Source organism: Galbibacter orientalis DSM 19592 (assembly GCF_000260115.1).
In the GTDB taxonomy this organism is placed as follows: Bacteria; Bacteroidota; Bacteroidia; order Flavobacteriales; family Flavobacteriaceae; genus Galbibacter; species Galbibacter orientalis.
This window is the reverse complement of the sequence record NZ_JH651379.1, coordinates 2,687,424-2,713,740: the sequence shown is the minus strand read 5'-3', so window position 1 is coordinate 2,713,740 and position 26,317 is coordinate 2,687,424. Positions and strand designations below refer to the sequence as shown.

Genomic DNA, 26,317 nt, shown 5'->3' with positions numbered 1-26,317 from the left:
TTACCCTCTTGCTACTCCTTTTCGTCCCGCCCAGCTGGACAAAATTCCGTACAATTTGGCTAAAAAGCCAATTGCCAGTTTCAGGGAAATAATTTCCTGTTATGTAATTTTTCGATGGGTACGGTTATCGGCGAAAGTCAAAAAATGGATAACCCTACGTAAAATTGAATGCTGAATTTCAGCGAAATAAAGATAATGATTTTTATTGAATTGAAAATTCAATAAAGCAAAAAACACCACTACAATATAGCGGTGTTTTCCTGGGAAATTTTTAAAAATTAAATATTGAATACAAAAGTATAGGAATACAAATTCCTTATAGCTTCTTCTTCAATCATCGTTTCAAAACTTGTATAATTTTCCTTGACGTATTTGCGGATTTCATCCCCAAATTTTCGTTCTACATCTTTTTTAGAATCCTCTAAAAGTCGGTTTTGAGTTTTTTCGCTCAAGTCGGTAAAATTTAGATAAATCATAGCTTTCAGTTTAAAGGATTCCGTTATCTGCAAAACTGTAATAGTCACCATCAGGGGTCAATATCAAATGGTCTAAAACTTTGATATCAAACAGCTCTCCTGCCTTTTTAATTTTCTGGGTTAGGCGTTTGTCGGCTTCACTTGGTTTTAAAGTTCCACTCGGATGGTTATGTAATAAAATTACTGCGGTAGTGAGGCTCTTTAAGAGGACAGCAAATAAAATTCGCACATCTACTAAAGTACCCGTAATTCCTCCGTTGGAAACCTCATAAATCCCTTTCACTTTATTGGCATTATTGAGTAATAGTATTTTAAAGGTTTCGTGTAGTTCGATTGTTTCTTTGTTCCAATGGCTGTAAGCTAAATCTGCCGCACTCTGGGAACAGGTGATTTTGGGAAGTAAATTTGCTTTGGTGCTTCCGCTGTAACTTATAGCTATTTCATTAACTTTGCTTTTCATTATTAGCTTATTAAAAGGGTTAATAATTAAAAGAGGGCGCTACTTTCCAAGGGAACGCCCTCTTTGCTTTTTAGGATTACTTATCATTTTTGCTTCCTAGTAATAGGATTTCATTGGCTTCCACCTCGGTTACATAGCGTTGGTTTCCGTCATCGGTGGTATAGCTTCGGGTTCGTAGTTTTCCCGTTAGGGCTATTTCCTTTCCCTTACCTACATAATTTTCGATAATCTCGGCAGTCTTGCCCCAAGCTACAACCGTGTGCCAGTCGGTGGACTGTACCTTTTCGCCTTTGCTGTTTTTGTAGTGTTCGTTGGTGGCGATTGAAAAACGGGCTACTTTTTTTCCGCTTTCAAGGTTGGTAATGGTTGGTTCCTGTCCAACGTTTCCGATTAACTGTACGTGATTTTTTAAAGTACTCATAATAAAATATTTAAAGATTAATAATGCTATCTGAACCATTCAGACAGTTTGCGTTTCTATTTTTTTGAAATGATTTACTTATTATATCCAGAGCGTTTTCCTTTTTTGTTTTTTTTGGTGCCGCTTCCTTTTTGATGTTTTTGTACGATTTCATAAGATTCATTTTAGATTTACTTCCCATAGCGCCCTCGCTGTTACCTTTTTTTGTTGCTGATACGGTTTCAATATTTGGAATTGATAAGGACTTATAAAAAGGAGGCACGACTGGCTTATGCAGTCCGTTCAACTTCCAAATGTTGGTATTTTGCTGTCAAAAAAAGGGAGGGACAGTGAGGGGTGCGGGAGTAGTTCTAAAGTCTTTTGTGAAGTACCAATACATAGGAAGTGGCACCAAATGATTAAATGGAATTCCGATAAAGCGGACTGTGTTCACGATTTCGAATTGGGAATGCAGTGTTCCTTCCCAGAGCATCGGGAAGGGTTAACGGAATGGAAAGGAGAAATTGTGGATGGTGTCCAAGACTTTTTAGGGAAGCTTTTTGCCCGGAATGTAGCTTTTTGTGGAATGAAGAGAAATGTGCTGAATGATTTTTATATATTAATCATAATAATCAAGTATCTTTGTTCATAAATAACACGTGTTCACGAATTATGAACAATAAAAAATAGTGAACAATAAAATGTTTTTGTAATGACTGAATTAGATATTTTCAATAATGCAATTCATAATTTAGAGAAGGATATCCCGATTATTTGGGACTGGAAAACTATTGATCCTAATAAAGACACTGGTATAGATGGGGAATTAAATTTAACCCTTAATGATAAGAAGGTCGTATTACTGGTAGAGATTAAAAAGGATGTGAAGAATCATCAAATACTCAATATACTACATTACAACAGTGAATTTCAAAACTTTCTATTGGTTGCCGAAAAGTTATTTCCAAAAGTAAAGGAAGAACTAAGAGCGCATAACGTGAATTATTTAGAGGGCAATGGAAATGTCTATATAAACCATAATGAAGTATTCCTATATATTGATACCAATAAAACACTTAGAACTAAAAAGGATAAAGGAAATAGGGCATTTACAAAAACTGGACTTAAGGTCGTATTTCATTTTTTATTAAATCCCCAGTTATTAAATCACACTCAGAGAGATATCGCTGAGCTTACAAATGTAGGCTTGGGAAATATTCCTTTAATTATAAATGGGTTATTGGACACTAACTTCATTTTAAAATTGAATAAGAATGAATACATCATCAATCATTATGAAGAACTTCTCAATAGATGGATTACAGAATTTGAACAAACTTTACGGCCTACGATTTTTAAGCAACGTTTTAGATTTCAAAATAAAAATCAAGATTGGAAAGAAATACAGTTCAACGAAGGGAAAACCGTATGGGGAGGTGAACCTGCAGGGGATATACTCACCAATCATTTACGCCCAGAAAAGTTTATAATATACACGATAGAGACCGTAAAAGAACTGATGCTCAACTATAGACTAATCCCAGATGATGAAGGAGATGTATGGGCATACGATCTCTTTTGGAACCCCCAATTTAATGAGAATACAGCACCCGCAGCATTAGTGTATGCAGAATTGATGATCGGGAATGATAAAAGAAGCAAAGAAACCGCAAATCTAATTTTGAATGAGCAAATCAAACCAAACCTATAAGGAATTAGCAATCCCTTATTTTAAAGAAGTTTTTGACATTATCGATGATGTATTGGTAAAACTGAACATACCATACTACCTCATTGGCGCAAGTGCGGTAGCCTTAGAACTATTGAAAGGAGGTATTAAACCCAACAGGGGAACAAAAGATATTGATTTTGCTATAATGATAGCTTCCATACAGGAATTTGAAGCCGTGGTTGAAGCACTTCTCAAATATGGATTTAACAAAGTAGAAGCTCCGTGGACTCTCTATAATGACAAATTCAATATTGCTATTGATCTATTACCCTTTGGAGAGATAGAAGAAAAATTCACCATAAAATTTAATGAACGCTACACAGATTTACACGTTCTGGGATATAACGAAGTGCTACAAGAATCTGAAACCGTACAAATAGAAGAAAAGTCCTTGCAAATCCCATCCCTTCCCGGAATGGTAATTTTAAAATTAATAGCCTGGAGCGATAGACCAGAAGAAAGGGATAACGACCTCTATGATATTTTAAGAATCATTGAACATTACTTCGATTTAAATTTTGATGAAATAGTAGAACATCACAATGACACTTTTCCGGAGGAAGATGACTTGGATCAATTCAAAATTGCAGCAAGAGTATTAGGGAGAAAAGCAAGCCACTTTTTAAATATTTCAGAAGCCATCAATGATAGAATTTTAAAAACCATCAACGATAACGTTGCAAATGCCAAAGATTCAGTAATTGCCAAACAATGGATAAGAAATAGAGAATGGGATTTAGAATATGCCGTTGAAATTTTGGAAGAATTTAAATTAGGTTTGATTGAAAATAAATAGATATGTCTCAACTTTCTGAAATAGTTTCAAAAATAATTTCATTAAACAGCACATTATTTCAGGAAATGTGCGATGAAATCATACTACGTAATTACCCGTCTCACAAAGATTTTGGTCGGTCTGGTATGGCATTAGGAAAAGAAGAAACAAAATCAGGGACACCAGACTCTTATATACTTTTGGATAATGATCTTTTTGTTTTTAATGAGATTACAAAAGATAAAAGTGGAGGGTTAAATAAGCTTATAAATGACTTCACTAAATGTATAGATGAAGAAAAGACTGGAGTAAAAAAAGAAAAAATACAGACAATCACATTCTGTGCAAGTTTTGAGTTAAAACCAGGTCAAAGTGATCAACTCAATGAGCTATGCAAAAAAGAAAATATCTTAATGGATTTTTGGGGTATCAATCGTATTGCGAGAAATATTTTATTACAAAATACAGACATAGGTAATAAATATTTAGACATCCCTTTAGATAAATCCCAGTGGGTCTCTTTAGAAACATTTGTCAAAAACTATAACAGTGCTGGCAAACAAATTGCTACACCATTAAACAACCCATTTCTACATAGAGAGACTGAAATCAAGGAAGTTTTTCAATTAATCAATAAGCATCATATTTCAATCATTTCTGGCCCTGCTGGGACAGGAAAATCTAAATTATGTGTTGAAGTATTAGATAGACTACTAAGAGAACAACCTAGCACAATGGTTTGGGTAAATTCATTTGACAGTGATTCAATTGTAGATGATCTAAAAGGAAAGCTATCGGTAGGCTCACAAACCATTCTTTTTATAGATGATGCACATAGAATATCTCATTTTGAACGGATTTTACAGTTTTTAAAAAATAGTTCTTACAAAAAAGTAAAAATACTTGTAACTGTTAGAGATTATGCTGCAACAGATTTTTCTGAACACATTAGTGAATTTGATTTCGAAACTATAAGTATCAAAAGACTTAAAGATGAGGAATTAAGAGATATTTTAACTACCGAACCCTTTTGTATAAAAAATAAAGATTCACTTTATAAAATATTAGATTTAGCAAAAGGAAATGTTAGACTTGCTCTTATGCTAGCTAAACTTGATGGCGTTAATCAAGATATGTCAGCTCTTAATAACACAGAAGACGCATTTGACCTTTATTTTAAAACTTTCTTAAAGGATTCAAGCGAATTAAAAAATGAAAATGTTATTAATACAATGGCTTTGATTACCTTCTTCAGTTCAGTAAATATGAATTCTATTGATTTTGATAATTTACTCAAGACATTCAAACTAAATAAAAATGACTTTGTTTCAAATGTCGAGTTATTAAGAAAGTCTGAATTGATAAGTATCTATAAAGAAGAAATTAAAATAGTAGAGCAAAACTTAGGTATCTATTTTTTTAACAAAGCTTTTTTTCAATTAAAATCATTAGATTTTGAGATATTACTATTTAATTATTTTCCAAAATATGATTATCGATTTAAAGATTGTGTAATATCTGCTAACAATAGCTTTAATCACGAAAACGTAGTAGAAGCAATTAAATCTGTGCTCTTAAATTTTGCGCGTAGCTCTAAAATTAATCTATTAGAATTCTATGAATTGTTTTGGTTTATCATACCTGACCAAACAATTGAATATATGCTTAAGTTAGGCCTTCAAGGTGAACCTAAATCAGTTGATAAATACAAATTTAACTTTGAGACTAACGAGTTTTCATCACAAAAGCGAAACATATTTAGCTTATTAAGTCATTTTTCAAGAAGACCATCTACCTACCTAAAGAATGCTTTATTAGCTACATTAGAATTTATTAGACGTAATCCTGAAACAGCAAGTGAATTTCATTATACAATAAAAGAATATTTAAGTTTTGATTATCAAGATGTACAATATGGCTATTATAAACAAAGAACTTTATTAGATATTGTTTTAAAAGGGGCAAATGAAGAAAAACAACTTGAGAAAGAATTGTTTTATGTAATAGGGAAAATGCTATTAAAACATAAATTCCAACAAGTAAAACCCATATATGGTAACAGTTTATCAATTTATAATTACGAAGTCAAAAAAGGAACAATCATAGAAGAATTAAGAGATGATATATGGAATAGAGTTTTTACACATTTTGATTCGTATGAAAATGAGTCTTTAGAATTATTAGAATCTTGTGCTTCAATGCATCCAGATAACAATAAAGAGTTAATGAAATATGATTTAGAATTTATATTAAAAATCATTAATGAAAAATTAAATCCAAATATGTTTGAACATTGTAGATATGTACAAAAACAAATATGGTGGTGTAAAAGATCTAAGGTTAATCATAAATTCTTTAGAGAACTTTCAACATCGTTTAACTGTGAGTTATATCAATTTTATAAAATTTTAAACAGACAGGTATTAAATGGGGTTCACAGATATGAACTAGATGATAAATTAGATCATAAAATATATGAGGAAAAAAAGAACAATGAAATAAAGGCTTATACAATTTCTATATATTCTAAAGAACCTGAATTACTCTATAAAGATTACAAATATTTATATGAGGCTACAAATGCTGAATGGAGTATCTCTGGAAACAGTTTTGACATATCAGTTAATTCCATTTTTGGGATTGATTTTAAAAAAGGGTTAGAATTATTAAAAACTATAATTAAAGATAACAATCAAGTGAATTATATACCGTATTGGCCATTTTCAAATTTTCTTATTGAAGAAAAGGAATCTCTTGAAATTTTTGAGGCAATTAGTAAAGGAGATTATAATAGAAAAACCAATATAATATTAACCCGTTGTGCATTTAGGCAATATTGATTTTTAGGTTATTGATATTTCTGTTGAATTCAAATATGTTTATATATTGAATGACCGTCATAGCCGTAATCTTAGATAATATTCTGTTTTTGAATCCCTCAAAAGATTTAGCATAATTCCTTCGAATCATAAATTGGTCGCAAAGTTGAGAAAACAATGTTTCAATACGCTTTCTGGATTTCTTAAAAACGTACGGCTGCTCCCTATAGTTATGCTGGTTTGTTCTCATAGGGGTTTCAAGTCTAATATTATGATATTCAAATAAATTCAATTGATATTCAGCCGACAAATACCCTTTATCACCAAGTAATATGCAATCACTTAATTGATGCTTTATATCCTTTAAATAATTAATATCGTGCACAGAGGCTGGACTAATATCCATACTTTCGATAACACCCTGAGCAGAACAGACAGCATGTAATTTATATCCATAATAATGGCTTGATTGACTTGCACAATATCCTTTTTCGGGCAGACTGTAGTTTTGTTCTTTACATATCTTACTTCTAGCGCTTCTTGATAATTTACAGACCTCTAACGGCATACTGTCAACAATATAACAATGCTCAGATTTATTCAACTTTCTCACTAATGCCTTGCGAAGTGATTCTCTAAAAGAAAACAACTTACGCTTTCTTCTATTGTAGACACTGCGCTCTATTTTGCTGGATAGACCAGCAGGTAACATTCGAAAAAGCTGGCATTCACTATCAACACTCATATATTCTGATGTTAAATCAATAGCTATAAGCTCTTTATCTCTTAATTTAGGTTTACGGATTTGATGTAAATAATCCATTTTACAATCCAATTCTTTTAAAACCTTGAGGATTTTGTCGTAATTTGCTTGAAAGTTGTGCATATAAATTATAGTGTGGTTACTACAATTTACTGCATTTTAGCAGTTTGCACAACTTTTTCTAAATGCACAACGGGTTAATATTATGCTATTTTGAAAGACTTAAAGTTAAAAAATTATATCATAAGACAGCGATAGATATTGTTGAGTGGTCACAAACGGCTTCTGAAAACTTCAGCATTTCTTTTGAAAATTTAGAGAAATATTTAAAAGCAGACTCGAAGTTGTTTCATAAGATATTATCTTCTTTGAACAAAAAGATGAAAGAAGGGTTGAGAATCTATTTTTATGGTAGTCTGTTTGAAAAGTATGTAAATTTATTTACTGATGATATTAAAATTTTAAAAGAAACATATTTGTTGCAAGATTTCACACAAGCTCATTTTGATTATGATAGCGAAGGATTAGAGCAACTATGTATATTCTATCCTGAATTTCTTTTAGAATACTTTGAATACTATTATAGTATATCGGAACTTAAAAGACCTAATAGAGAGCATCGCGATAAATACAATTTTGTATGGAAAAATGAAGATTTAATAGAAAGAATGGAATCTATTTTAGATTATATTATTGACAAAGAACATTACTACGGAATAAGTGACCATCCTACAGGAAATCTTTTCGAACAATTAAAACCTGAAGAAAGTAAAAGAGCCATCTCTTTTTTAAGAACATATATGATAAAACATACTAACAGCCCTGAACACTTGACGGTTGTTATGGACATAGTTCATAAAAAATTCGCAAATGAAAAGGAAAGCTTTATAAAAACTCATCTGATTAAAAATAAAGATAAGGCTGTTTTTGAAAAGGTAAGGTGGATATACCAACAAGCAGTTTGGAGTGGAAATGAAGACCCTGATTTGATTAGAGCCAAAAGATGGGAAGAAGTTTTAGGTTATATAAATTCCTTACCTGAAGATATAATGTTATTACCGATACAAAACTATATCAAAGAAATTATTGAAAGAAATAAGGAATATAGTAGAAGAAATAAAAAAAGAAGAAAATAGGTAAGTAACGAGAATCACCTAAACATATTTAAAAATTTACCACTAGTTTTACGTTCAAGATTGATTTCATTTTCAAAACCTAGTCCTTTTGCGTAGTAATCATCAAATAGTTGTGCGTGATCAGGATCTGTTCTAATTGGTTCATCAGATTTTAAAATTTTATCGGTTAAAGTTTTTGTTATAATAGCACCACATATTTCCAGTTCATCACTACATAACAAACCTCCGTGCAAATATTCTCTTGCATCAAAATATCTTAGTAACTCACTGAATTTTGAACCACGTTTTTTAAAGGCTAAAAGAAACACCTCTAAGTCATCAATACAAATAGATAATGGAAATTCATCATCATCTTCAATTACCAATAAATCATTTAAATCAGTTTGTATTTGACCAAATCTTTCCAGGGTAACAATACAACTAAAGGCGTGATGATAATTCTTGGTTTTTATTTGAGCAATTTCATCAATTAAAGCTAAATCGCTATATATTTTGATTGTATCACCATTAATAAATCTCTTTTTTACTCTATATGCTTGATCATATCCCTTCTGTATAACCTTATCAAAATTTTTTTTAATAAGGTCATATGCTTTATCTGGATCAGAGCGAGGTTCTCTTCGTTTTGAAGCTTTAGCCTCAATAATTAAAGCAATTCCTTTATATAATATAAGTATATCTTGTTCATTCCCTAACTCGGTATAGTAGCCTTGATATACCTTTATATCATTTCCAAATACAGACCTGAAAAGCTTTACAATTTTATTTTCCAATTTAACTCCTCGATGCTTATAAAATTTTTCATCAACGATATTCAAACCAGTTATATAGTTTAACAACCTATTATATATTGCAATAATAATTTGTTTTATATCTATAGATTGATATGAACCATCATCGCTTTCGAAAATAGGGTGGCTAAAATATGGATTACTTTCTGTATAAAATAGATATTCTGTGACCTGTCTTTTATAACTAAGTATGCTAACAAATGCTTTTATAATATCTTCATCAAAATGTTCCGACAGTTCTTTAATAGTAAATCGATATTTTTTACCAGGATCCATAACACTTTCCGACATTCTAATATAAGATGGTGGTGCCAATTCTTTCATTTTTATTGGGTTCATTATACCTTCTGCAAATTGTTCAATAGATATATCATCCCAAGTATGCTCATCTTCCTTAGCAAATACTGTATTTAATTTTTGATGCAACATTTCGTCTAAAAAAAGGTAGATCGAAATAAAATCTTCAACACTTAAACCAAAATGATTTCTGATTTCCCTATCAAACGGAGTAAAGTAAACTTTTATTCTTTCTATAATTTGCTCTTCATAATTCAAATCTCCTTGATTAAAATAATTCAAATGGTACAACAATCCCACTTTACGTTGTTCTAGCCATAAATCATCAATATTTGTATCTGATGTAGGATAAAAATGCTCTTCATACCCTTGTTCGATTTCTATTAGCAGTGCTTTTATTTGTTCCCATTCTTCTGGAGTATATTGATATTTTAACCCTGCATTTTCTTTTTTTTCAGAGGTTAAATGTAACCCTGCTAAATAGAAAATTTGTCGTTGAGGAGCTACCAAACCAATTATACTCTCTGGTAAATGTTGCATAGGCACCATTAATAACAAAGTACTTAAATCTCCCAAAAAAGTTTTAGTGTCATAAACACTAACATATTCCTTAAGTTCTCTTGACTTTTGTTCTATATCGATTGGCATAAATCTTCTGTTTTGATATAAATTTAATCAATAGCTATTTATTATTACCAAAAGAAAAAACCTTTCATTCCAAAAAACTGACTCCATCACTCAAAAAGCTAAAAGATTTGAACTTTATGTTGCATCCATAAAAGTTTTGCGGTTTGTTTTAGCATTGATCAACATTAAACGACACTAAATAATATCAAAATATATATCACCATCAAAAACGGCAAAATGTTGTACCTATGTTGTACCCAGTCCATAAAAAAAGGCTTCACATTTCTGTGAAGCCTTGTCTTTGCTAGTAGCGGGAACTGGACTCGAACCAGTGACCTTCGGGTTATGAGCCCGACGAGCTACCTACTGCTCTATCCCGCGATGTTTGCGAGTGCAAATATACAACGTTTTTACATTTGTGCAAGCATAAAATGAAATAAATTTTAAAAAAGTTTCTTTTCCCTATTTTTCTTTCTCGAATCCAAGGATTTAGTTACTTTAGTTTTTATGAATAAAATTAATGAAGCTATAAGCGCTCTTATTCCCTATGCGGAATGGGCAATGCTCTTTTTTGTAATTGGAGGAGGCCTTTTTTTATTAATCTACTCAAGATTTAAGCCTTATTTAATGTTTCGGCACGCTATTGAGGTAGTTAAAGGAAAGCATGACGATCCAAACGACCCTGGAGAAATTAGTCATTTACAGGCGTTATCTTCGGCTGTTGCCGCAACCGTTGGACTCGGAAATATTTCGGGAGTTGCAATTGCAATCTACCAAGGCGGACCAGGGGTTGTATTTTGGATGTGGCTCACAGCAATTATTGGAATGGTTATAAAATTTTATTCTTGTAGCTTGGCTGTAATGTATCGAACAATAGATAGTAGCGGGGCTATAGAATCTGGTCCAATGCATTATATGACAAAGGGAATGGGGAAAAAAGGGAAACCTTTAGCAATCTTCTTTTCCATAGCTGGACTTATTGGTTTTTTAGGTGTTTTTACCGTAAATCAGTTTACGCAAACTTTTATGAGTGTAGTAAATCCAGACGTTACAATTGCTGCATTAGGAGATTTTAATTGGAAACTTATTATTGGATTAACACTTTCGGTATTAACCTCTTTAGTGATTTTTGGCGGACTCAAAAAAATAGCTAAAGTAGCTACGGCAATTGTCCCTTTTATGGTGGCGCTTTATTTTATTGCAGTTTTAGTAATAATGTTTACCAATTTAGGTGGTATAATACCTTCAATTAAATTAATTTTTCAAGAAGCTTTTAATTTCGAAACCGCTATTAAAGGTGGTTTTTGGGGTTTAGTGATTTTGGGGGTGAGACGTGCTGTATTTTCAAATGAATCTGGTTTAGGAAGTGCCCCAATGTACCATGGGGAATCTAAAACAAACGAACCAGTACAAGAGGGTTTAGTAGCTATGTTGGGTCCATTTATAGATACTATTATTGTCTGTACGTTAACAGCGTTGACTATTATTATAAGTGGTGCTTATTTAGAAGCAGATAATAACGGAATTGCAATGACATTGTTGGCTTTTGAAAAGTCACTGTTTGGATATGGCCATATTTTGCTAATGTTAATTGTTGCAGCTTTTGCTATGTCTACCTTATTTACGTATTCATATTATGGTACAAAATGCTTAACTTTCCTTACAAACATTAAAATTGGTAAGTTTTTTAATATTTATTACGTAGCTACCATTACCTTTGCAGCAATTACTTCGGTGGGGGTTGTTATTAATCTTATAGATTTGGCGTATGCATTAATGTGTATTCCTAATATGATAGCGGTAGTTTATCTAGCGCCAAAGGTTAATAACTCCTTGAAGTTATATTTTAAAAAGGTAAAAGATGGAGAATCATAAGGCAGGTTTTGTAAATATTATTGGGAATCCAAATGTTGGAAAGTCCACATTAATGAATGCTTTTATAGGTGAAAAACTTTCTATAATAACCTCTAAAGCGCAAACTACACGTCATCGTATTTTTGGAATTGTTAATGGAGATGATTTTCAAATAGTTTTTTCTGATACTCCAGGAATTATAAAACCAGCATATGAGCTTCAGCAATCTATGATGGATTTTGTAAAATCGGCTTTTGAAGATGCCGATGTGCTTATCTATATGGTAGAGATTGGGGAGAAAGAGTTAAAGGATGAAGCCTTTTTTGATAAAATAACTGCTTCAAAATTACCAGTTTTATTATTGCTGAATAAAATAGATATTTCTTCTCAAGAAGTATTAGAAGACCAAGTGCAATGGTGGAGCGAGAAAGTGCCAAATGCCGAAATTTATCCTATTTCAGCATTAACAAATTTTAATATAGATACTGTTTTTAATCGTATTTTAGAATTGTTACCAGCATCACCTCCTTTTTATCCTAAAGACCAAATTACCGATAAACCAGAACGTTTTTTTGTTAATGAAACGGTACGTGAAAAAATCCTTATCAACTACAAAAAGGAAATTCCATATGCTGTAGAAGTAGAAACAGAAGAGTTTATAGAAGATGAAGATATTATTCGAATTCGTTCTGTAATCATGGTAGAAAGAGATACGCAAAAGGGAATTATTATAGGGCATAAAGGAGCTGCTTTGAAACGAGTAGGGGTTCAATCTCGAAAAGATTTAGAGAAATTTTTTGGAAAACAAGTACATATAGAAATCTATGTAAAAGTTAATAAAAACTGGCGCTCTAATCAGAATCAGTTAAAACGCTTCGGCTACAACCAAAAATAGAATTGCCTTAGTGCTGCTAGAGCAGATTCAAGAAAAATAAAAGTATCGTTTGTACAGGAGTTAAGTAGTATTTACCTCATATAATTAATAACAATAATTTTACTTTCAGAAAAAGAAGTAACAAAACCTTTCTAATCAAGTAACACTAACTTAAAACTGCTTTAGTTTCTTTGGGGTTGATAAAAAACCTAACCAATGAAACTAAGATTAATCTCTGCTATTGCTATGTTGGCAATAGCTCTTTCTGCTTGTCAAAAAGACGACGATGGCTCTGTTGTAGAAGTTCCAGAAGCTAAAGAAGTAAATTTTCAACACCTTACTACTATTAATGCTGGAGGAACTACAGAGATTTCGGCATTTGATGCTATTTCCAAAAAGTTGTTTACTGTAAATCCAGATGCAAATGAAGTAATGGTGTTTGATTTATCTAATATTTCTTCACCTAAACAATTAAATGCTATAGATGTAAGTGCTCTTGGAACTCCAAATAGTGTGTCGGTATATGGAGATATGTTGGCAATTGCAGTAGAGGCTAGCAATAAACAGGCAAACGGGAATATTTTAGTTTATAATACGGACTCTCAAGCACTACAAAATACTTTTAGCGTTGGTGCATTGCCAGACATGGTTTTATTTTCTCCTGATGGAAAATATATTGTTACTGCCAACGAGGGAGAGCCTAGTGCAGATTATTTAAACGATCCAAAAGGAAGTATCAGTATTATAGAAGTAGCTTCTGGGAATGTTTCTACTTTAACATTCGATAGTTTTGCGTCTCAAGAAACAGCGCTAAAATCTGATGGATTCAGAGTTTTTGGTCCTGAGGCTAGTTTTGCACAAGATATAGAGCCAGAATATGTAGCAATCTCAGACGATTCCAAAACTGCATGGGTAACACTACAAGAGAACAATGGAATTGCGAAGGTAAGTTTAGAGGCTAAACAAATCTCTGCTATTTATCCATTAGGATTTAAAGATCATTCTTTAGCAGAAAATGCTTTGGATGCAAGTAATAAAGACGATGTTACGGAGTTGAAAAATTGGTCAGTAAAAGGAGTATATATGCCAGATGCAATTAAACATGTGGCTATTGATGGGGTGTCTTATGTAATTACTGCCAATGAAGGAGACGCTAGAGATTATGATGCTTTCTCTGAGGAAGAAAGAATAAAAGACCTTACGTTAGATGCAATTGCTTTTCCTGATGCAGCCATGCTTCAAGAGGATGAGAATTTAGGGAGATTAAAAGTTACTACTACATTGGGCGACACTGATGGCGATGGTGATTATGATGAATTATATGCCTATGGAGCTCGTTCGTATACTATTTGGTCTGAAAATGGAGCTTTAGTATATGATAGTGGAAGTGATATAGCAAAAAAAGTTCTTGAGTTTACTCCAGATCATTTTAATGCAGATGAAGGAGAAGTAGATGGAAGGAGTGATGATAAAGGTGCAGAGCCAGAGGCGGTAGAGGCATTAAAAATTGGGGAACGTACAATTATGTTTGTAGGTTTAGAAAGAAATAGCCAAGTAATGGTTTACGATATAAGCAATCCAACTGCGCCAGAATTTATACAATTTCTTAGTCAAGCAGGAGACGATGCCCCAGAGGGAGTTCTAGCAATAAGCGCAGAAGATAGTCCTTCAGAAAAAGAACTGTTAATTGTAACAAATGAGGCTAGTGGTACTATTAGCATTTATGAGAACAAATAATATAGAAGGTTAGTTTTAATTCCGTAGAAGAGGTTGTCTATTTATGTAGGCAGCCTTTTCTTTTTTTAGTAAGATTTTACATATAATATTCTTTGTAAGTAAAATGAAAAGCAAAGGTTTTATAGGAGCCTTTTTAGGTGTTATAAATAGTAGTTGCAGCTTAATGAATATATTATTTGTTGCTGTTGAGCGGGCGTTGAGAGCCTATGGATACGGAAAAAGATACATTTATAAATTCGCGGGAAACAACTTTTAATCAGCTTTAAACTTCTGTGCCTTATGGTGTAGAGTGGTTTCCTGAAAAGCAATTGTTAAAAACTGAAAAAATAGAATTACCTTTGCGCCATAAAATTTTAAGTATGAGTGCTATTGTAGCCATTGTAGGAAGACCGAATGTTGGTAAATCAACTCTTTTTAATCGAATGATTAAAAGAAGAGATGCTATTGTTGATGAAATTAGTGGAGTTACGCGTGACCGTCATTATGGGAAATCAGATTGGAATGGACGTGAGTTTTCATTAATAGATACAGGAGGGTATGTTGTAGGAAGTGATGATATTTTTGAAAAAGAAATTGATAAACAAGTAGAGTTAGCTATTGATGAAGCTGATGTAATTATTTTTGTAGTAGATGTTACTGCTGGAGTAACAGGTATGGATGATGAGGTTGCGCAATTATTGCGTAGAGCAAATAAGCCTACATTTTTGGCGGTTAATAAAGTGGATAGTGCCCTTAGAGAAGTAGATGCAGTTGAATTTTACGCTTTAGGTTTAGGAGCGTATTATACTATTTCTAGTATTAATGGTAGTGGAACTGGAGAGTTGTTGGATGCTGTTGTAGAAAAACTTCCAGAAGATTCTGGTGTTGTTGAAGAAGAGCTTCCTAGATTTTCTGTAGTTGGACGTCCAAATGCGGGAAAATCATCTTTTATTAATGCTCTTTTAGGAGAAGACCGTTACATTGTTACCGATATTGCAGGAACTACAAGAGATAGTGTAGATACAAAATACAATCGTTTTGGTTTTGAATTTAACTTAATGGATACCGCAGGAATCCGAAGAAAAGCCAAAGTAAAAGAGGATTTAGAATTTTATACAGTAATGCGTTCGGTACGAGCTATAGAACATAGTGATGTGGTAATGCTTGTGCTAGATGCTACTCGTGGTTTTGAAGGTCAAGATTTAAATATATTTTGGTTGGCAGAAAGAAACCGTAAGGGGATTGTAATTTTAGTGAATAAATGGGATTTAGTTGAAAAAGAAACGAATACCGTAAAACAATTTGAAGCTTATATTAGAAAACAAATTGAACCTTTTACGGATGTGCCTATTATTTTTATTTCTGCATTATCAAAACAGCGTATTTTTAAAGCAATTGAAACGGCTGTAGAGGTTTATAATAATAAAACAAAACGCATTGCTACTTCTAAATTAAACGATACAATGTTGCCTATTATAGAGCATACTCCACCACCATCTCATAAAGGAAAATATGTTAAGGTAAAGTTCTGTACTCAGTTGCCAACACCAACACCTCAGTTTGCTTTTTTTGCAAATTTACCACAATATGTAAAAGATCCGTATCGTAGGTTTATTGAGAATAAATTGAGAGAAAATTTTGATTTTAAAGGAGTTCCAGTACAGGTGTATTTCAGAAAAAAATAAAAATAAACTTTCTCATAGTAAACAGTAGGTGCATTGAAGGAAAACTAAAAAAACATTTCAAAGCAAATAGCGATTATTGAGTTAAAAAAATATTAAAAAGTAAATATTACGTTTATTGGTAGTGGTTTTATTCTATTTTCGAAGAAACTATACCAAAACAAATGAAGAAAATATCCCTACTATTTTTCTTAGTAATGAGTGCAATTTCATTTTCGCAAGAATATGAGGTTACAGGAAAAGTAATTGACGAAACTACAAAGGAGCCTCTCGAAGCTTCTACTGTTTATGCTGAAAGTATTCAAGATAGTACCATGGTGTCTTACACAATTTCCGATCAAACGGGAAACTTTGTACTAGACTTAAATTCTGCTCAAGAAAAACTTAATTTATTTATAACCTATAATGGCTATACGCCTGTTAAGAAAGTAATTACTCTTAGCAAGAAGAGCATTGCTTTAGGGGAAATTGCTCTTGCTTTACAAGCAGAGCAATTAGAAGGTGTTAGCGTAGTTGGAGAGCGTGTTCCTATTAAAATTTCTAAAGATACCTTAGAATTTAATGCTAATTCTTTTAAAACTCGTCCAGATGCTAATGTGGAGGACGTTTTGAAAAAACTTCCTGGGGTTGAGGTTGATACCGATGGTAAAATTACCGTGAATGGAAAAGAGGTTAATAAGGTATTGGTAAACGGACAAGTATTTTTTAGTGATGATCCAAAGGTTGCTACCAAAAGTTTGCCAAAAGAGATTATAGATAAAATCCAGATTTCCGATACAAAGTCCAAAACACAAGAATTTACTGGAGATGATGGGGATGGAGAAACAAAAACCATCAACATAACAATTAAAAAGGATAAGAATAAAGGCTATATGGGGCGTGCTTCATTAGGTTACGGAACAGATGAACGCTACCAAGTAAACGGTTTGCTTAATTATTTTAAAGATAAAGAACGGATTAGTTTTATAGCCAGTTCTAATAATATCAATAATGCAGGTTTTTCTTTTGACGAAATATATGATATGGTTGGGAATACTCGTGGTGGGTATGATATTGCCAATAGCAACGGACTTATAAATAATTACGGAAGAGGAATTACAACGTCATCTACCATTGGAGCAAGTTATGCCAATGCTCAAAAGGATGCTTATGAGTTAAGTGCTAATTATTTCTTTGCTTATAGCGATTCTTATAACGATCAAAAAACATCTAGAGAGAACTTATTGCCAGAGGGGAGCTTCTTTACCAATAGTGTGTCCCGATTTGATGGTTCTACAAATTCTAATAGCGGGTCTGCAGATTTAGAGTTTGATATTGATGAAACGCTTCGTGTTTCTATAGAACCTTCTTTGAATGTTACTAGAGCTAACTCTATGGATACAAGTAATACAACTTCAACAAATGTGGATGGAGAACTTTCAAACAGTAACGATGTACAAACTTTAGATGATGGCTTACAAAGGAATTTTTCTAATAGCTTAAATATCATTAAGAAACTCGATACGCTTGGTAAATTTGTAAGAGTTACTTTTTCAAATAATAATTCTAAAAACGAAAATGAATCAAATTTTCAGTCTACAAGAGAGATTTTTGGAGATGATGCAAGTGTAGAGTCTGTAAACCAATTTACCACAACTAATAATAGAAATGATACATATGAAATAGGGGTTTCGTACAGACAGCCACTTGGAAATGAATTCTTCTTGGATTTCGGATATGGTTATGAAGATATGAAGCAGCGAAATGAGAATGATGTTTTAGATTTTAATGAAAATACATCGAGTTACGATAATTTTAATGATGCATTAAGTACCGATTTCGAATTTAGTAACACTCAACAAACGCCTTCTCTCGGTATCCGTAGAGATGGGGAGAAATGGCGTTGGAGAGTTGGAGCAGATTATGCATTAACCGATATAAATAATGATGATTACTTACATGAAGGAACTTTTGAAAGAAGTTATGAGAATTTGTTGCTTAATGCATCGTCATCATACAGATTTAATCAAAATATGCGTTTTCGAATAAATTATCGTACTAATATTCAAGTGCCTTCGGTTGGGCAGTTGCAACCTGTTATAAATATCAACAACCCATTAAATATTAGACAGGGTAATCCAGATCTAGATGTGTCCAAAACACATCGTTTGTCGTTAAATTTTAATAATTATAATTGGAGAGAACGTACAGGTTTGTTTTTGTATGCTGGTGGAGAAATTCAAGACGATAAAGTAGTAAGTGTAACAACTACCGATGAAAATTTTTTAAGAACTACCACCTTCACAAACGTAAACGGAAACTATAATGCGTATTTGGGCTTTGGATATTCTAAGCAAATAAAAAAAGATACTACTTATACTGTAAAACTTAATTTCCATCCGAATATTAATTATAATAAAGACGTAAGCTTTAATAACGGACAGGAATTAATTTCAAAACGGTTTAGTGTTAGTCCAAGAATTAGTACTACTTTTAATTATTTAGAGCTGGTAGAGATTGAACCAGGGTATAATATTTCTTATAATAACACAAAATATAATATTGATAGGTTTGATGATATTGAATTTATATCGCATACAGCTTCGTTAAGAACTACAACGTATTGGCCTGGAAATGTAGTATGGGGTAATGATATCAATTATAATTATAACGGAAATGTATCTGACGATTTTGATAAAGATGCTCTTTTTTGGAACATGAGTTTAGGATATCAATTCTTTAAAAAGAAAGCAACTTTTAAAGTATTAGCTTACGATTTGCTGAATCAAAACAATAATGTAAGCAGAAGTACTGGGGCCGATTATATTCAAGATTATCAAAGTACCGTACTAACACAATATTTTATGGCTAGTTTTAGCTATAAATTTGATCAGTTTGGAGGGAAAGCGCCAGGTAGAAGAAGAAGATAAAAATAACTCATTCCGCCTTGGGGCGGAATGAGTTATTTTTATCTTCTTGCCACTGCTGTTTCCTTGATTTTCAATGTTTTTAGCATAGGCCATAACCAAACCAAAAACAATGGAATTTTATTAAAACCTCAATAAATTCAGTACGTTTAAAAAAATTAATAAAAACGTTTTGGACGCTATTAATTTTGTATATTAATTAGCTTTGACAAGTTCTTTTAGATTTGTATAATAGATTTTTACATAAATTTAGAAAGAGAAAAGAAGTAAAAGTAAACTAAGGCAAGAGACATCTACTTTTGAGATTTTAGTCTTTTGTGTTATATAATTCGATAGCCTTTACATAATCTTTAGCCCCCTGCGCACTTATATTATTAATAAAACCATCTAGTTCGGGGTGATTTAATTTGACCCAATTAACTAAAGAATCTCTTTCTTTTTGCCATAGCTTCCAGTTTACGTCAATACAATCTAAATTTTCTATTTTGATTATTTTTCCTGAATTAAATGCAAACTTATATTTACAGATAAGAGGATCGTTTTTTAGGAATTTAAACCTTATAGAGCTTACAGAGACAGTAGTAGTGATTGTATTATCCTGACTTTCTATGGCAACCAAATTATAAGTTGGTTTGAAGGTTGAGTCCCATTTAAAATGGTCGTAATAGTTATCTGGTGAGTAGGTCATTATATAGTCACCTTCAGTAATTATAAGTGTATCAGATACTGTACTCCGTATTTGGTTAAAGTCAGAGTTTTTAAACCCTTCATAATATTGAGATATTAGCCTAGACTTTTTATTTTCTGTACAACTGTAGGTGATGAATAAAATGAAAATGAATAATATTTTTTTCATAGAGGTAGTTTTCTTAAGCTCAGTATAGCTACCAACTACCGCCAGCGCCGCCACCACTAAATCCACCGCCGCCGAAGCCGCCACCAAATCCGCCGCCACCGAAGCCACCTCCAGAAGAACCTCCGCCGAAGCTTCCACCACCACGACCAAGATTACTAAGTATAATCATGTCCATTAAATCGAAACCGCCACCTCTACGACCACGGTTTCCACCTCCACGATTATTTCTAGAAAGAATAATCATAATAATTATAAAGATGATAAAAAGGAAAATAAATCCGCTACCGCCACCTCCAGAAGATTTTCTGCTTCTTGGCTTTGGAGTGCCTTTATAAGTACCTGCAAAAAGGTCGATAAGGGCATCTGTTCCTTTATTTAATCCGCTGTAATAATCGCCTTTTTTAAACTCTGGAATAATTATATTTCTTATAATCTCTCCATTAATTCCAGCGGTTAGCTTTTGCTCTAAACCATACCCTGGAGAAATCCATATTTTACGTTCTTTTTCAGCTAATAAAATAAAAACGCCATTATCTTCTTTGGATTGTCCTACTTTCCATTCGTGTGCCCATTTAGGAGCAAGCATACCTATATTTTCACCATTTATTGTAGGAACCGTAGCAATTACAATTTGCGTACTAGTAGTGTCAGCATAATTAATAAGCTTTTGTTCTAATGCTGTTTTTTCTGAAGCAGAAAATACGTTTGCATAGTCATAAACACTAGTTTGTTTTTCGGGTAATTTTGGAATATCAAATTGAGCATATATCGATTGTAAAGAGATACATGCTAAGAAAAATAATAGAAAGGCGAATTTTTGTTTTTGCATCAAAATTTAGCTTTTGGAGATTTGGTCTGATAATTCATTTACATCGTCGTGTTGCCATGGAAAATGCTTTTGCAATTCTACTCCAGCTTTTAAAATTCCTTCAACAAGCCCATCCTTAAAATGGTTATTTCGAAAGTGTGTTTGTATAATGTCTTTGGTGCTATCCCAAAAACCGTTAGGAACTGCCTTGTCAATTCCTTTGTCTCCGTATATGGCAAAGGTTTTGTCGTTTGTGGCAACATAAATCAAAACTCCATTTTCATCCTTAGTATTGTCCATTTTTAGCATATGAAAAATTTCATGGGCTCTTTTTAAAGGATCTTTTTTACTAGAAGCTTCTATATGAACACGAATTTCTCCAGAAGTTTCTTTTTCTGCTTGTCGGATGGCATCTACAATCTCTTTCTCTTCTTCGGAAGAAAGGAATGCTTCTACTTTAGATGATTTCATGTGTTAATAACTTAAATGAGTTTATTATAAAAAAGGTGCTGTTGTTACACAGCACCTAAATGTTTTATTTGTCAAAATCAAATTCAACATCAACAGGTTTTTCTGCGCCTGCTTCAGCATCAAAATATGGTTTACCTTCAAAACCAAACCAGCCAGCTAATATAGAATTAGGGAAGGTTTTTACATGGTTGTTATAAGGCTTGATAGCTTCATTAAATCTAACTCTAGCAGTTTGAATACTGTTTTCAGTACTGGTAAGTTCGTCTTGTAATTTCAAAAAGTTTTGGTTTGCCTTTAGCTCTGGATAGCGCTCTACACTTACTAAAAGTCTACTTAAAGCACTACTCAATCCACCTTGAACTTGGTTAAATTGTTCTAGCTGTTCTGGAGTGATATTCTCTGGGTTAATATTTACTGAAGTAGCTTTTGCTCTGGCTTCAATAACATCGGTAAGTGTATTTCTTTCAAAATCTGCTGCTCCTTTTACGGTATTAACTAAATTTCCGATAAGGTCATTTCTACGTTGGTAAGCAGTTTGTACATTACCCCATGCCTCAGAAACATTTTCATTTAAATTAATGGCTTTGTTATTAAAACCTACAGCCCAGTTGTAGACTCCAAAACCTATTATAGCCAATACAATTAAACCAATAATCCACTTTTTCATTTTTCGATATTTTATTAAGTTGTTAATTTTTGTTGTAGCTGGGGATGCTCCTCTCTTAAAAAAGATTCTTCAAAATTCAGCAATAAAATCGGAATAGAGAAATAATTTTATAATTGATCTTTAATTTTAGTGAGCTCAGCCTTAACTCCTTCTAATTTACGAATAATCTCATAATTAGAAAGTGCTTTTTGTTTTTGCTCTTTTAAGTGAAGTTTTGCACCTTCCAGAGTAAAGCCTCGTTCTTTTACTAAATGGTAAATAAGACTCAAGTTTTTTAAATCTTCTTGAGTAAACTTTCTGTTTCCTTTTGCGTTTTTTTTTGGTTTTAGAATATCAAATTCTTTATCCCAAAATCTAATTAAGGAAGTGTTTACATCAAAGGCTTTTGCAACTTCTCCAATGCTGTAATATAATTTTTCTGGAAGATTTATATGCATTAGTCAAGAGATTGGTTTTCTTGTGATGCAGCATGTAATAAAGCTTCGTATTCATCCGCAGATAAACTTCCGTAGTAGAAATTAATCGGATTAATTCGGTTGCCGTCTTTCCAAACTTCATAGTGGCAATGAGGTGCTTGAGATCTTCCTGTGCTTCCAACAAGGCCAATTAAATCACCTCTTTTTACTTTTTGCCCTGGACGAACTTTATATTTACTTAAATGCCCATAAAGACTCATATAGCCAAAGCCATGGTCAATTCTAATATGTTCTCCATAACCCGAAGACCTGTTGTCTGCACGAGTAACAACCCCGTCTCCAGTTGCATAAACTGGAGTTCCTCTTGGCGCAGTAAAATCCATTCCATAATGCATTTTTCTAACTTTAGTAAATGGGTCGGAACGCCAACCATAACCAGAAGCCATTCTTGTAAGATCTTCGTTGCTTACTGGTTGAATTGCTGGAATTGCTGCCAATAGTTTTTCTTTTTCTTTAGCAAGACTAGTTATCTCATCTAAAGATTTAGATTGGATTACTAGTCTCTTTTGTAATTTTTCAAGTTTCTCGGTAGCGTCTATTATTAAATCAGAATTATTAAATCCTTCTAAATTTCTATATCTATTAACTCCTCCAAAACCAGCGGTTCGTTGTTCTTTTGGAATCGGACTTGCTTCAAAGTAAAGTCTGTAAATATTATTATCTCGATCTTCAATATTTGCTAGCACTTCTTCCATTTGAGTCATTTTATTTTCTAATAGCTCAAATTGAAATTCATAATTTTTTAATTCTCTAGCTTGGGAGAGTTCTTTTGGAGTGTTTACCAAATTAGTATTTAATAGAATAAGTAAACAAATTCCACCAAATAAAAAGGCAGCGAGTACAAACAAACTAATATTTACAACCTTTTTACCTTTTTTAGGCTCAATCCTTCTGTAAGATAATGTTTCAGAATCGTAATAATATTTTACCTTCGTCATTAGTTTAAAAATTCTATTTTTGCCACATAAATTGTTGTAGCAACTAATTGTGTAACGAGCAAATATATAAATTGTTTTTCAGTTAGTGTAATTTTTAGAAAAAGTTAAGATTTTATGATGAACTCCAGAGAGATAAGAAAGCAGTTTTTGAAGTTTTTTGAAGATAAGAGTCACGAAATTGTCTCTTCTGCGCCCATGGTAATTAAGGACGATCCAACCCTGATGTTTACCAATGCGGGGATGAATCAATTTAAAGAGTATTTTTTAGGAAATAAAGTACCTAAAAATCAACGAGCTACAGATACCCAAAAATGCCTTCGTGTAAGTGGAAAACATAACGATTTGGAAGAAGTAGGAAAAGATACCTACCACCATACTATGTTCGAAATGTTGGGGAATTGGAGTTTTGGAGATTATTTTAAAAAAGATGCTATTAAATGGGCTTGGGAATTATTAACCGAAGTTTATAAAATAGATAAGGACATTCTTTATATCACAGTTTTTGAAGGAGCTGATGCTGAAGGGCTTCCTATGGATCAAGATGCCTACGATTTTTGGAAAGAAATTGTTCCAGAAAGCCGAATTATTCTAGGGAATAAAAAGGATAATTTTTGGGAAATGGGAGATCAAGGGCCTTGTGGACCTTCGTCAGAAATACATGTAGATATTCGTTCTGCAGAAGAAAAGGCTAAAATTCCAGGTGCAGATTTAGTAAATCAAGACCATCCTCAGGTTGTGGAAATTTGGAATCTAGTTTTTATGGAATTTAACCGTAAAGCTGATGGTTCTCTAGAAAAACTACCAGCACAACATGTGGATACTGGAATGGGATTTGAGCGTTTGTGTATGGTCCTACAGGGTAAGAAAAGTAATTATGATACCGATGTTTTTACTCCAATTATTAGAGAAATTGAAACAATTACCAATTCCAAATATGGAGTTAAAGAGGAAATAGATATCGCTATTCGTGTAATTGCCGACCATGTTAGAGCGGTTTCTTTTGCTATTGCAGACGGACAATTACCAAGCAATACTGGAGCTGGATATGTAATACGTAGGATTTTACGTCGCGCTATTCGTTACGGATTTACATTTTTAGACCAAAAAGAAGCCTTTATTTACAAGTTGGTGGATACGCTTATTAAGCAAATGCATGAGTTTTTTCCAGAACTTAAAAAGGAAAAAAATATTATTATCAATGTTATTAGAGAAGAGGAAAATTCTTTCTTGAGAACTTTGGCACAAGGATTAGTATTGTTAGATAATATTATCGGGGCAAATACAGATAAGGTTATTTCTGGGAGTAAAGCTTTTGAATTATACGATACTTACGGTTTTCCTATCGATTTAACAGCTCTTATTTTAGATGAAAAAGGATTTCAGTTAGATGAAAAAGGATTTCAGGAGGAGTTAGAGAAGCAGAAAAATAGATCCAGAGCAGCTACAAAAATAGAAACTGGAGATTGGGAAGTTTTAATAGACGATCCAATTGAAGAGTTTGTTGGTTATGATACGTTGGAAACTCAAGTTAGAATTACACGCTACCGCAAGGTGGAAAGTAAAAAAGATGGGGAGCTGTATCAATTAGTATTTAATATTACTCCTTTTTATGCAGAAGGAGGAGGTCAGGTTGGAGATAAAGGATATTTAGAGTCTACTAATGGAGACGTTATTTATATAATAGATACAAAGAAAGAGAATAACCTAATTATTCATTTTTCTAAGAATTTACCAAAAAATCTAAACGATCCTTTTAGAGCAGTTGTAGATGAGAAACAACGTAATAGAACTGCTGCTAATCATACCGCAACACATTTGTTGCATCAAGCATTGAGAAGTGTGTTGGGAACGCATGTAGAGCAAAAAGGAAGTATGGTGCATAGTGGGTATTTGCGTTTTGATTTTTCGCATTTTGCAAAAGTTACTTCAGAAGAACTTACGCAGGTGGAAGATTTTGTAAACGCTAGAATTCGTGAGCAATTACCATTGCAAGAAAATAGACATATGCCATATCAAGAAGCTATCAAGGAAGGTGCGGTTGCCTTATTTGGAGAGAAGTATGGAGATTTGGTGCGTGCTGTAAAGTTTGGAGAGAGCATGGAGCTTTGTGGAGGTACGCATGTAGCAAATACAGGAGATATTTGGCATTTTATTATTACTAATGAGAGTGCAGTTGCAGCCGGGGTTCGAAGAATAGAAGCAATTACTTTTGATGCTGCTAAAGAATATTTTGCAAACCAAACGGAAGCTTTTAATAAAGTAAAAGCGGTATTGAAAAATAATGCTGTCGATCCAATAAAAGCTATTACCGCTCTTCAGGAAGAAAATACTGCGATGAAAAAACAAATTGAGCAGTTGCTAAAAGATAAGGCAAAAGGCTTAAAGGGAGAATTGAAGGCGGAACTAGAAGAGGTAAACGGAGTTAGATTTTTAGCTAAAAAAGTAGATTTAGACCAAGGAAGTATAAAAGATTTAGCTTTTGAGTTAGGAAGTGAGTTTAAAAACTTATACTTATTATTTGCTTCAGAAAATGACGGAAAAGTAATACTGACTTGTTATGTTTCTAAGGAAATTGTGAAAGAAAAAGAGTTGAATGCTGGACAAATAGTGAGAGAGCTTGGAAAATTAATCCAAGGAGGCGGCGGAGGTCAGCCTTTCTTTGCAACCGCTGGGGGTAAAAATCCTGTGGGAATACCCGAGGCTTTATTAAAGGCAAAAGATTATATTGGATAGATAAGATAAAGACTAAATAAAAAAGCTCATAACAGTTTTGTTATGAGCTTTTTTTATTTC

General features: G+C 32.8%; 21 protein-coding genes and 1 tRNA gene. 10 read left to right on the top strand and 12 right to left on the bottom strand.

Features of this window, described 5'->3' with window-relative positions; translation table 11 throughout:
* Positions 1 to 278 precede the first annotated feature (278 nt).
* From JOOMADRAFT_RS11965 to JOOMADRAFT_RS11955, 3 genes are all read right to left on the bottom strand, one after another.
* Entirely contained in the window at positions 279 to 476 is a 198-nt protein-coding gene (locus tag JOOMADRAFT_RS11965; RefSeq protein ID WP_008613718.1) for a hypothetical protein, read from the bottom strand.
* Between the two features lie 10 nt (positions 477 to 486).
* Positions 487 to 936 carry a JAB domain-containing protein gene (locus tag JOOMADRAFT_RS11960; RefSeq protein WP_008613712.1) on the bottom strand — a complete coding sequence of 150 codons (450 nt, stop codon included), beginning with the start codon at positions 934 to 936 and terminating at the stop codon, positions 487 to 489.
* A 76-nt stretch (positions 937 to 1,012) separates the two neighbouring features.
* Positions 1,013 to 1,357 carry a single-stranded DNA-binding protein gene (locus JOOMADRAFT_RS11955; protein ID WP_008613710.1) on the bottom strand — a complete coding sequence of 115 codons (345 nt, stop codon included), beginning with the start codon at positions 1,355 to 1,357 and terminating at the stop codon, positions 1,013 to 1,015.
* A gap of 691 nt (positions 1,358 to 2,048) precedes the next feature.
* Here JOOMADRAFT_RS11955 and JOOMADRAFT_RS11940 point away from each other — a divergent pair.
* Genes JOOMADRAFT_RS11940 through JOOMADRAFT_RS11930 form a run of 3 tightly spaced genes read left to right on the top strand, consistent with a single transcriptional unit; the run spans position 2,049 to position 6,683 of the window.
* The gene (locus JOOMADRAFT_RS11940) at positions 2,049 to 3,047 is read left to right on the top strand and encodes a type IV toxin-antitoxin system AbiEi family antitoxin (RefSeq protein WP_008613704.1); all 999 of its coding nucleotides are present in this window, start codon (positions 2,049 to 2,051) and stop codon (positions 3,045 to 3,047) included.
* Entirely contained in the window at positions 3,022 to 3,864 is an 843-nt protein-coding gene (locus JOOMADRAFT_RS11935; protein ID WP_008613703.1) for a nucleotidyl transferase AbiEii/AbiGii toxin family protein, read from the top strand. Before JOOMADRAFT_RS11940 ends, JOOMADRAFT_RS11935 begins: the two co-directional genes overlap by 26 nt.
* A gap of 2 nt (positions 3,865 to 3,866) precedes the next feature.
* Positions 3,867 to 6,683 carry an nSTAND3 domain-containing NTPase gene (locus JOOMADRAFT_RS11930; RefSeq protein ID WP_040879719.1) on the top strand — a complete coding sequence of 939 codons (2,817 nt, stop codon included), beginning with the start codon at positions 3,867 to 3,869 and terminating at the stop codon, positions 6,681 to 6,683.
* Here the strand turns inward: JOOMADRAFT_RS11930 and JOOMADRAFT_RS11925 are convergent.
* Positions 6,670 to 7,548 carry an IS982 family transposase gene (locus JOOMADRAFT_RS11925; protein ID WP_008610872.1) on the bottom strand — a complete coding sequence of 293 codons (879 nt, stop codon included), beginning with the start codon at positions 7,546 to 7,548 and terminating at the stop codon, positions 6,670 to 6,672. The genes JOOMADRAFT_RS11930 and JOOMADRAFT_RS11925 overlap by 14 nt on opposite strands.
* Before the next feature lie 62 nt (positions 7,549 to 7,610).
* Between JOOMADRAFT_RS11925 and JOOMADRAFT_RS11920 the strand changes: the two genes are divergently transcribed.
* A complete protein-coding gene (locus JOOMADRAFT_RS11920; RefSeq protein ID WP_040879717.1) occupies positions 7,611 to 8,561 on the top strand; it encodes a hypothetical protein in 951 nt (316 codons plus the stop codon).
* Positions 8,562 to 8,575: 14 nt separating this feature from the next.
* Here the strand turns inward: JOOMADRAFT_RS11920 and JOOMADRAFT_RS11915 are convergent, their stop codons facing one another.
* Both JOOMADRAFT_RS11915 and JOOMADRAFT_RS11910 read right to left on the bottom strand, forming a co-directional pair.
* Positions 8,576 to 10,297, bottom strand: a complete 1,722-nt coding sequence (locus tag JOOMADRAFT_RS11915; RefSeq protein ID WP_008613700.1) for a hypothetical protein — start codon at positions 10,295 to 10,297, stop codon at positions 8,576 to 8,578.
* Between the two features lie 287 nt (positions 10,298 to 10,584).
* Positions 10,585 to 10,657: transfer RNA gene (locus tag JOOMADRAFT_RS11910), tRNA-Met, on the bottom strand.
* Positions 10,658 to 10,783: 126 nt separating this feature from the next.
* Between JOOMADRAFT_RS11910 and JOOMADRAFT_RS11905 the strand changes: the two genes are divergently transcribed.
* The 5 genes from JOOMADRAFT_RS11905 (at position 10,784) to JOOMADRAFT_RS11885 (ending at position 19,311) form a co-directional block, all read left to right on the top strand.
* Positions 10,784 to 12,151, top strand: a complete 1,368-nt coding sequence (locus tag JOOMADRAFT_RS11905; protein ID WP_008613699.1) for an alanine/glycine:cation symporter family protein — start codon at positions 10,784 to 10,786, stop codon at positions 12,149 to 12,151.
* Positions 12,138 to 13,025: a GTPase Era gene (gene era, locus JOOMADRAFT_RS11900; protein WP_008613698.1), complete on the top strand. Its 888-nt coding sequence runs from the start codon at positions 12,138 to 12,140 to the stop codon at positions 13,023 to 13,025. The genes JOOMADRAFT_RS11905 and era overlap by 14 nt, the downstream gene beginning before the upstream one ends.
* A 195-nt stretch (positions 13,026 to 13,220) precedes the next feature.
* On the top strand, positions 13,221 to 14,741 hold the full coding sequence (locus tag JOOMADRAFT_RS11895) for a choice-of-anchor I family protein (protein ID WP_008613697.1): 1,521 nt from the start codon (positions 13,221 to 13,223) through the stop codon (positions 14,739 to 14,741).
* 359 nt (positions 14,742 to 15,100) lie between these two features.
* Positions 15,101 to 16,405, top strand: a complete 1,305-nt coding sequence (gene der, locus JOOMADRAFT_RS11890) for a ribosome biogenesis GTPase Der (RefSeq protein ID WP_040880077.1) — start codon at positions 15,101 to 15,103, stop codon at positions 16,403 to 16,405.
* A 161-nt stretch (positions 16,406 to 16,566) separates the two neighbouring features.
* On the top strand, positions 16,567 to 19,311 hold the full coding sequence (locus JOOMADRAFT_RS11885) for an outer membrane beta-barrel protein (protein WP_008613691.1): 2,745 nt from the start codon (positions 16,567 to 16,569) through the stop codon (positions 19,309 to 19,311).
* 304 nt (positions 19,312 to 19,615) lie between these two features.
* Here JOOMADRAFT_RS11885 and JOOMADRAFT_RS11880 read toward each other — a convergent pair whose 3' ends face one another.
* From JOOMADRAFT_RS11880 to JOOMADRAFT_RS11855, 6 genes are all read right to left on the bottom strand, one after another.
* Positions 19,616 to 20,164, bottom strand: a complete 549-nt coding sequence (locus JOOMADRAFT_RS11880) for a hypothetical protein (protein ID WP_008613689.1) — start codon at positions 20,162 to 20,164, stop codon at positions 19,616 to 19,618.
* Between the two features lie 28 nt (positions 20,165 to 20,192).
* Positions 20,193 to 20,993, bottom strand: coding sequence for a TPM domain-containing protein (locus JOOMADRAFT_RS11875; protein ID WP_008613687.1), 801 nt, complete (start codon positions 20,991 to 20,993; stop codon positions 20,193 to 20,195).
* 6 nt (positions 20,994 to 20,999) lie between these two features.
* Complete coding sequence (locus JOOMADRAFT_RS11870) at positions 21,000 to 21,443, bottom strand: TPM domain-containing protein (protein WP_008613685.1); 444 nt, start codon at positions 21,441 to 21,443, stop codon at positions 21,000 to 21,002.
* Between the two features lie 64 nt (positions 21,444 to 21,507).
* Positions 21,508 to 22,110, bottom strand: a complete 603-nt coding sequence (locus tag JOOMADRAFT_RS11865) for a LemA family protein (RefSeq protein ID WP_008613683.1) — start codon at positions 22,108 to 22,110, stop codon at positions 21,508 to 21,510.
* A 107-nt stretch (positions 22,111 to 22,217) separates the two neighbouring features.
* Positions 22,218 to 22,547 carry a MerR family transcriptional regulator gene (locus JOOMADRAFT_RS11860; RefSeq protein ID WP_008613681.1) on the bottom strand — a complete coding sequence of 110 codons (330 nt, stop codon included), beginning with the start codon at positions 22,545 to 22,547 and terminating at the stop codon, positions 22,218 to 22,220.
* Complete coding sequence (locus JOOMADRAFT_RS11855; RefSeq protein WP_008613679.1) at positions 22,547 to 23,524, bottom strand: M23 family metallopeptidase; 978 nt, start codon at positions 23,522 to 23,524, stop codon at positions 22,547 to 22,549. Before JOOMADRAFT_RS11855 ends, JOOMADRAFT_RS11860 begins: the two co-directional genes overlap by 1 nt.
* Positions 23,525 to 23,641: 117 nt before the next feature.
* Here JOOMADRAFT_RS11855 and alaS point away from each other — a divergent pair, with 117 nt between their 5' ends.
* Positions 23,642 to 26,257 carry an alanine--tRNA ligase gene (alaS, locus tag JOOMADRAFT_RS11850; protein ID WP_040879714.1) on the top strand — a complete coding sequence of 872 codons (2,616 nt, stop codon included), beginning with the start codon at positions 23,642 to 23,644 and terminating at the stop codon, positions 26,255 to 26,257.
* Positions 26,258 to 26,317: the final 60 nt, after the last annotated feature.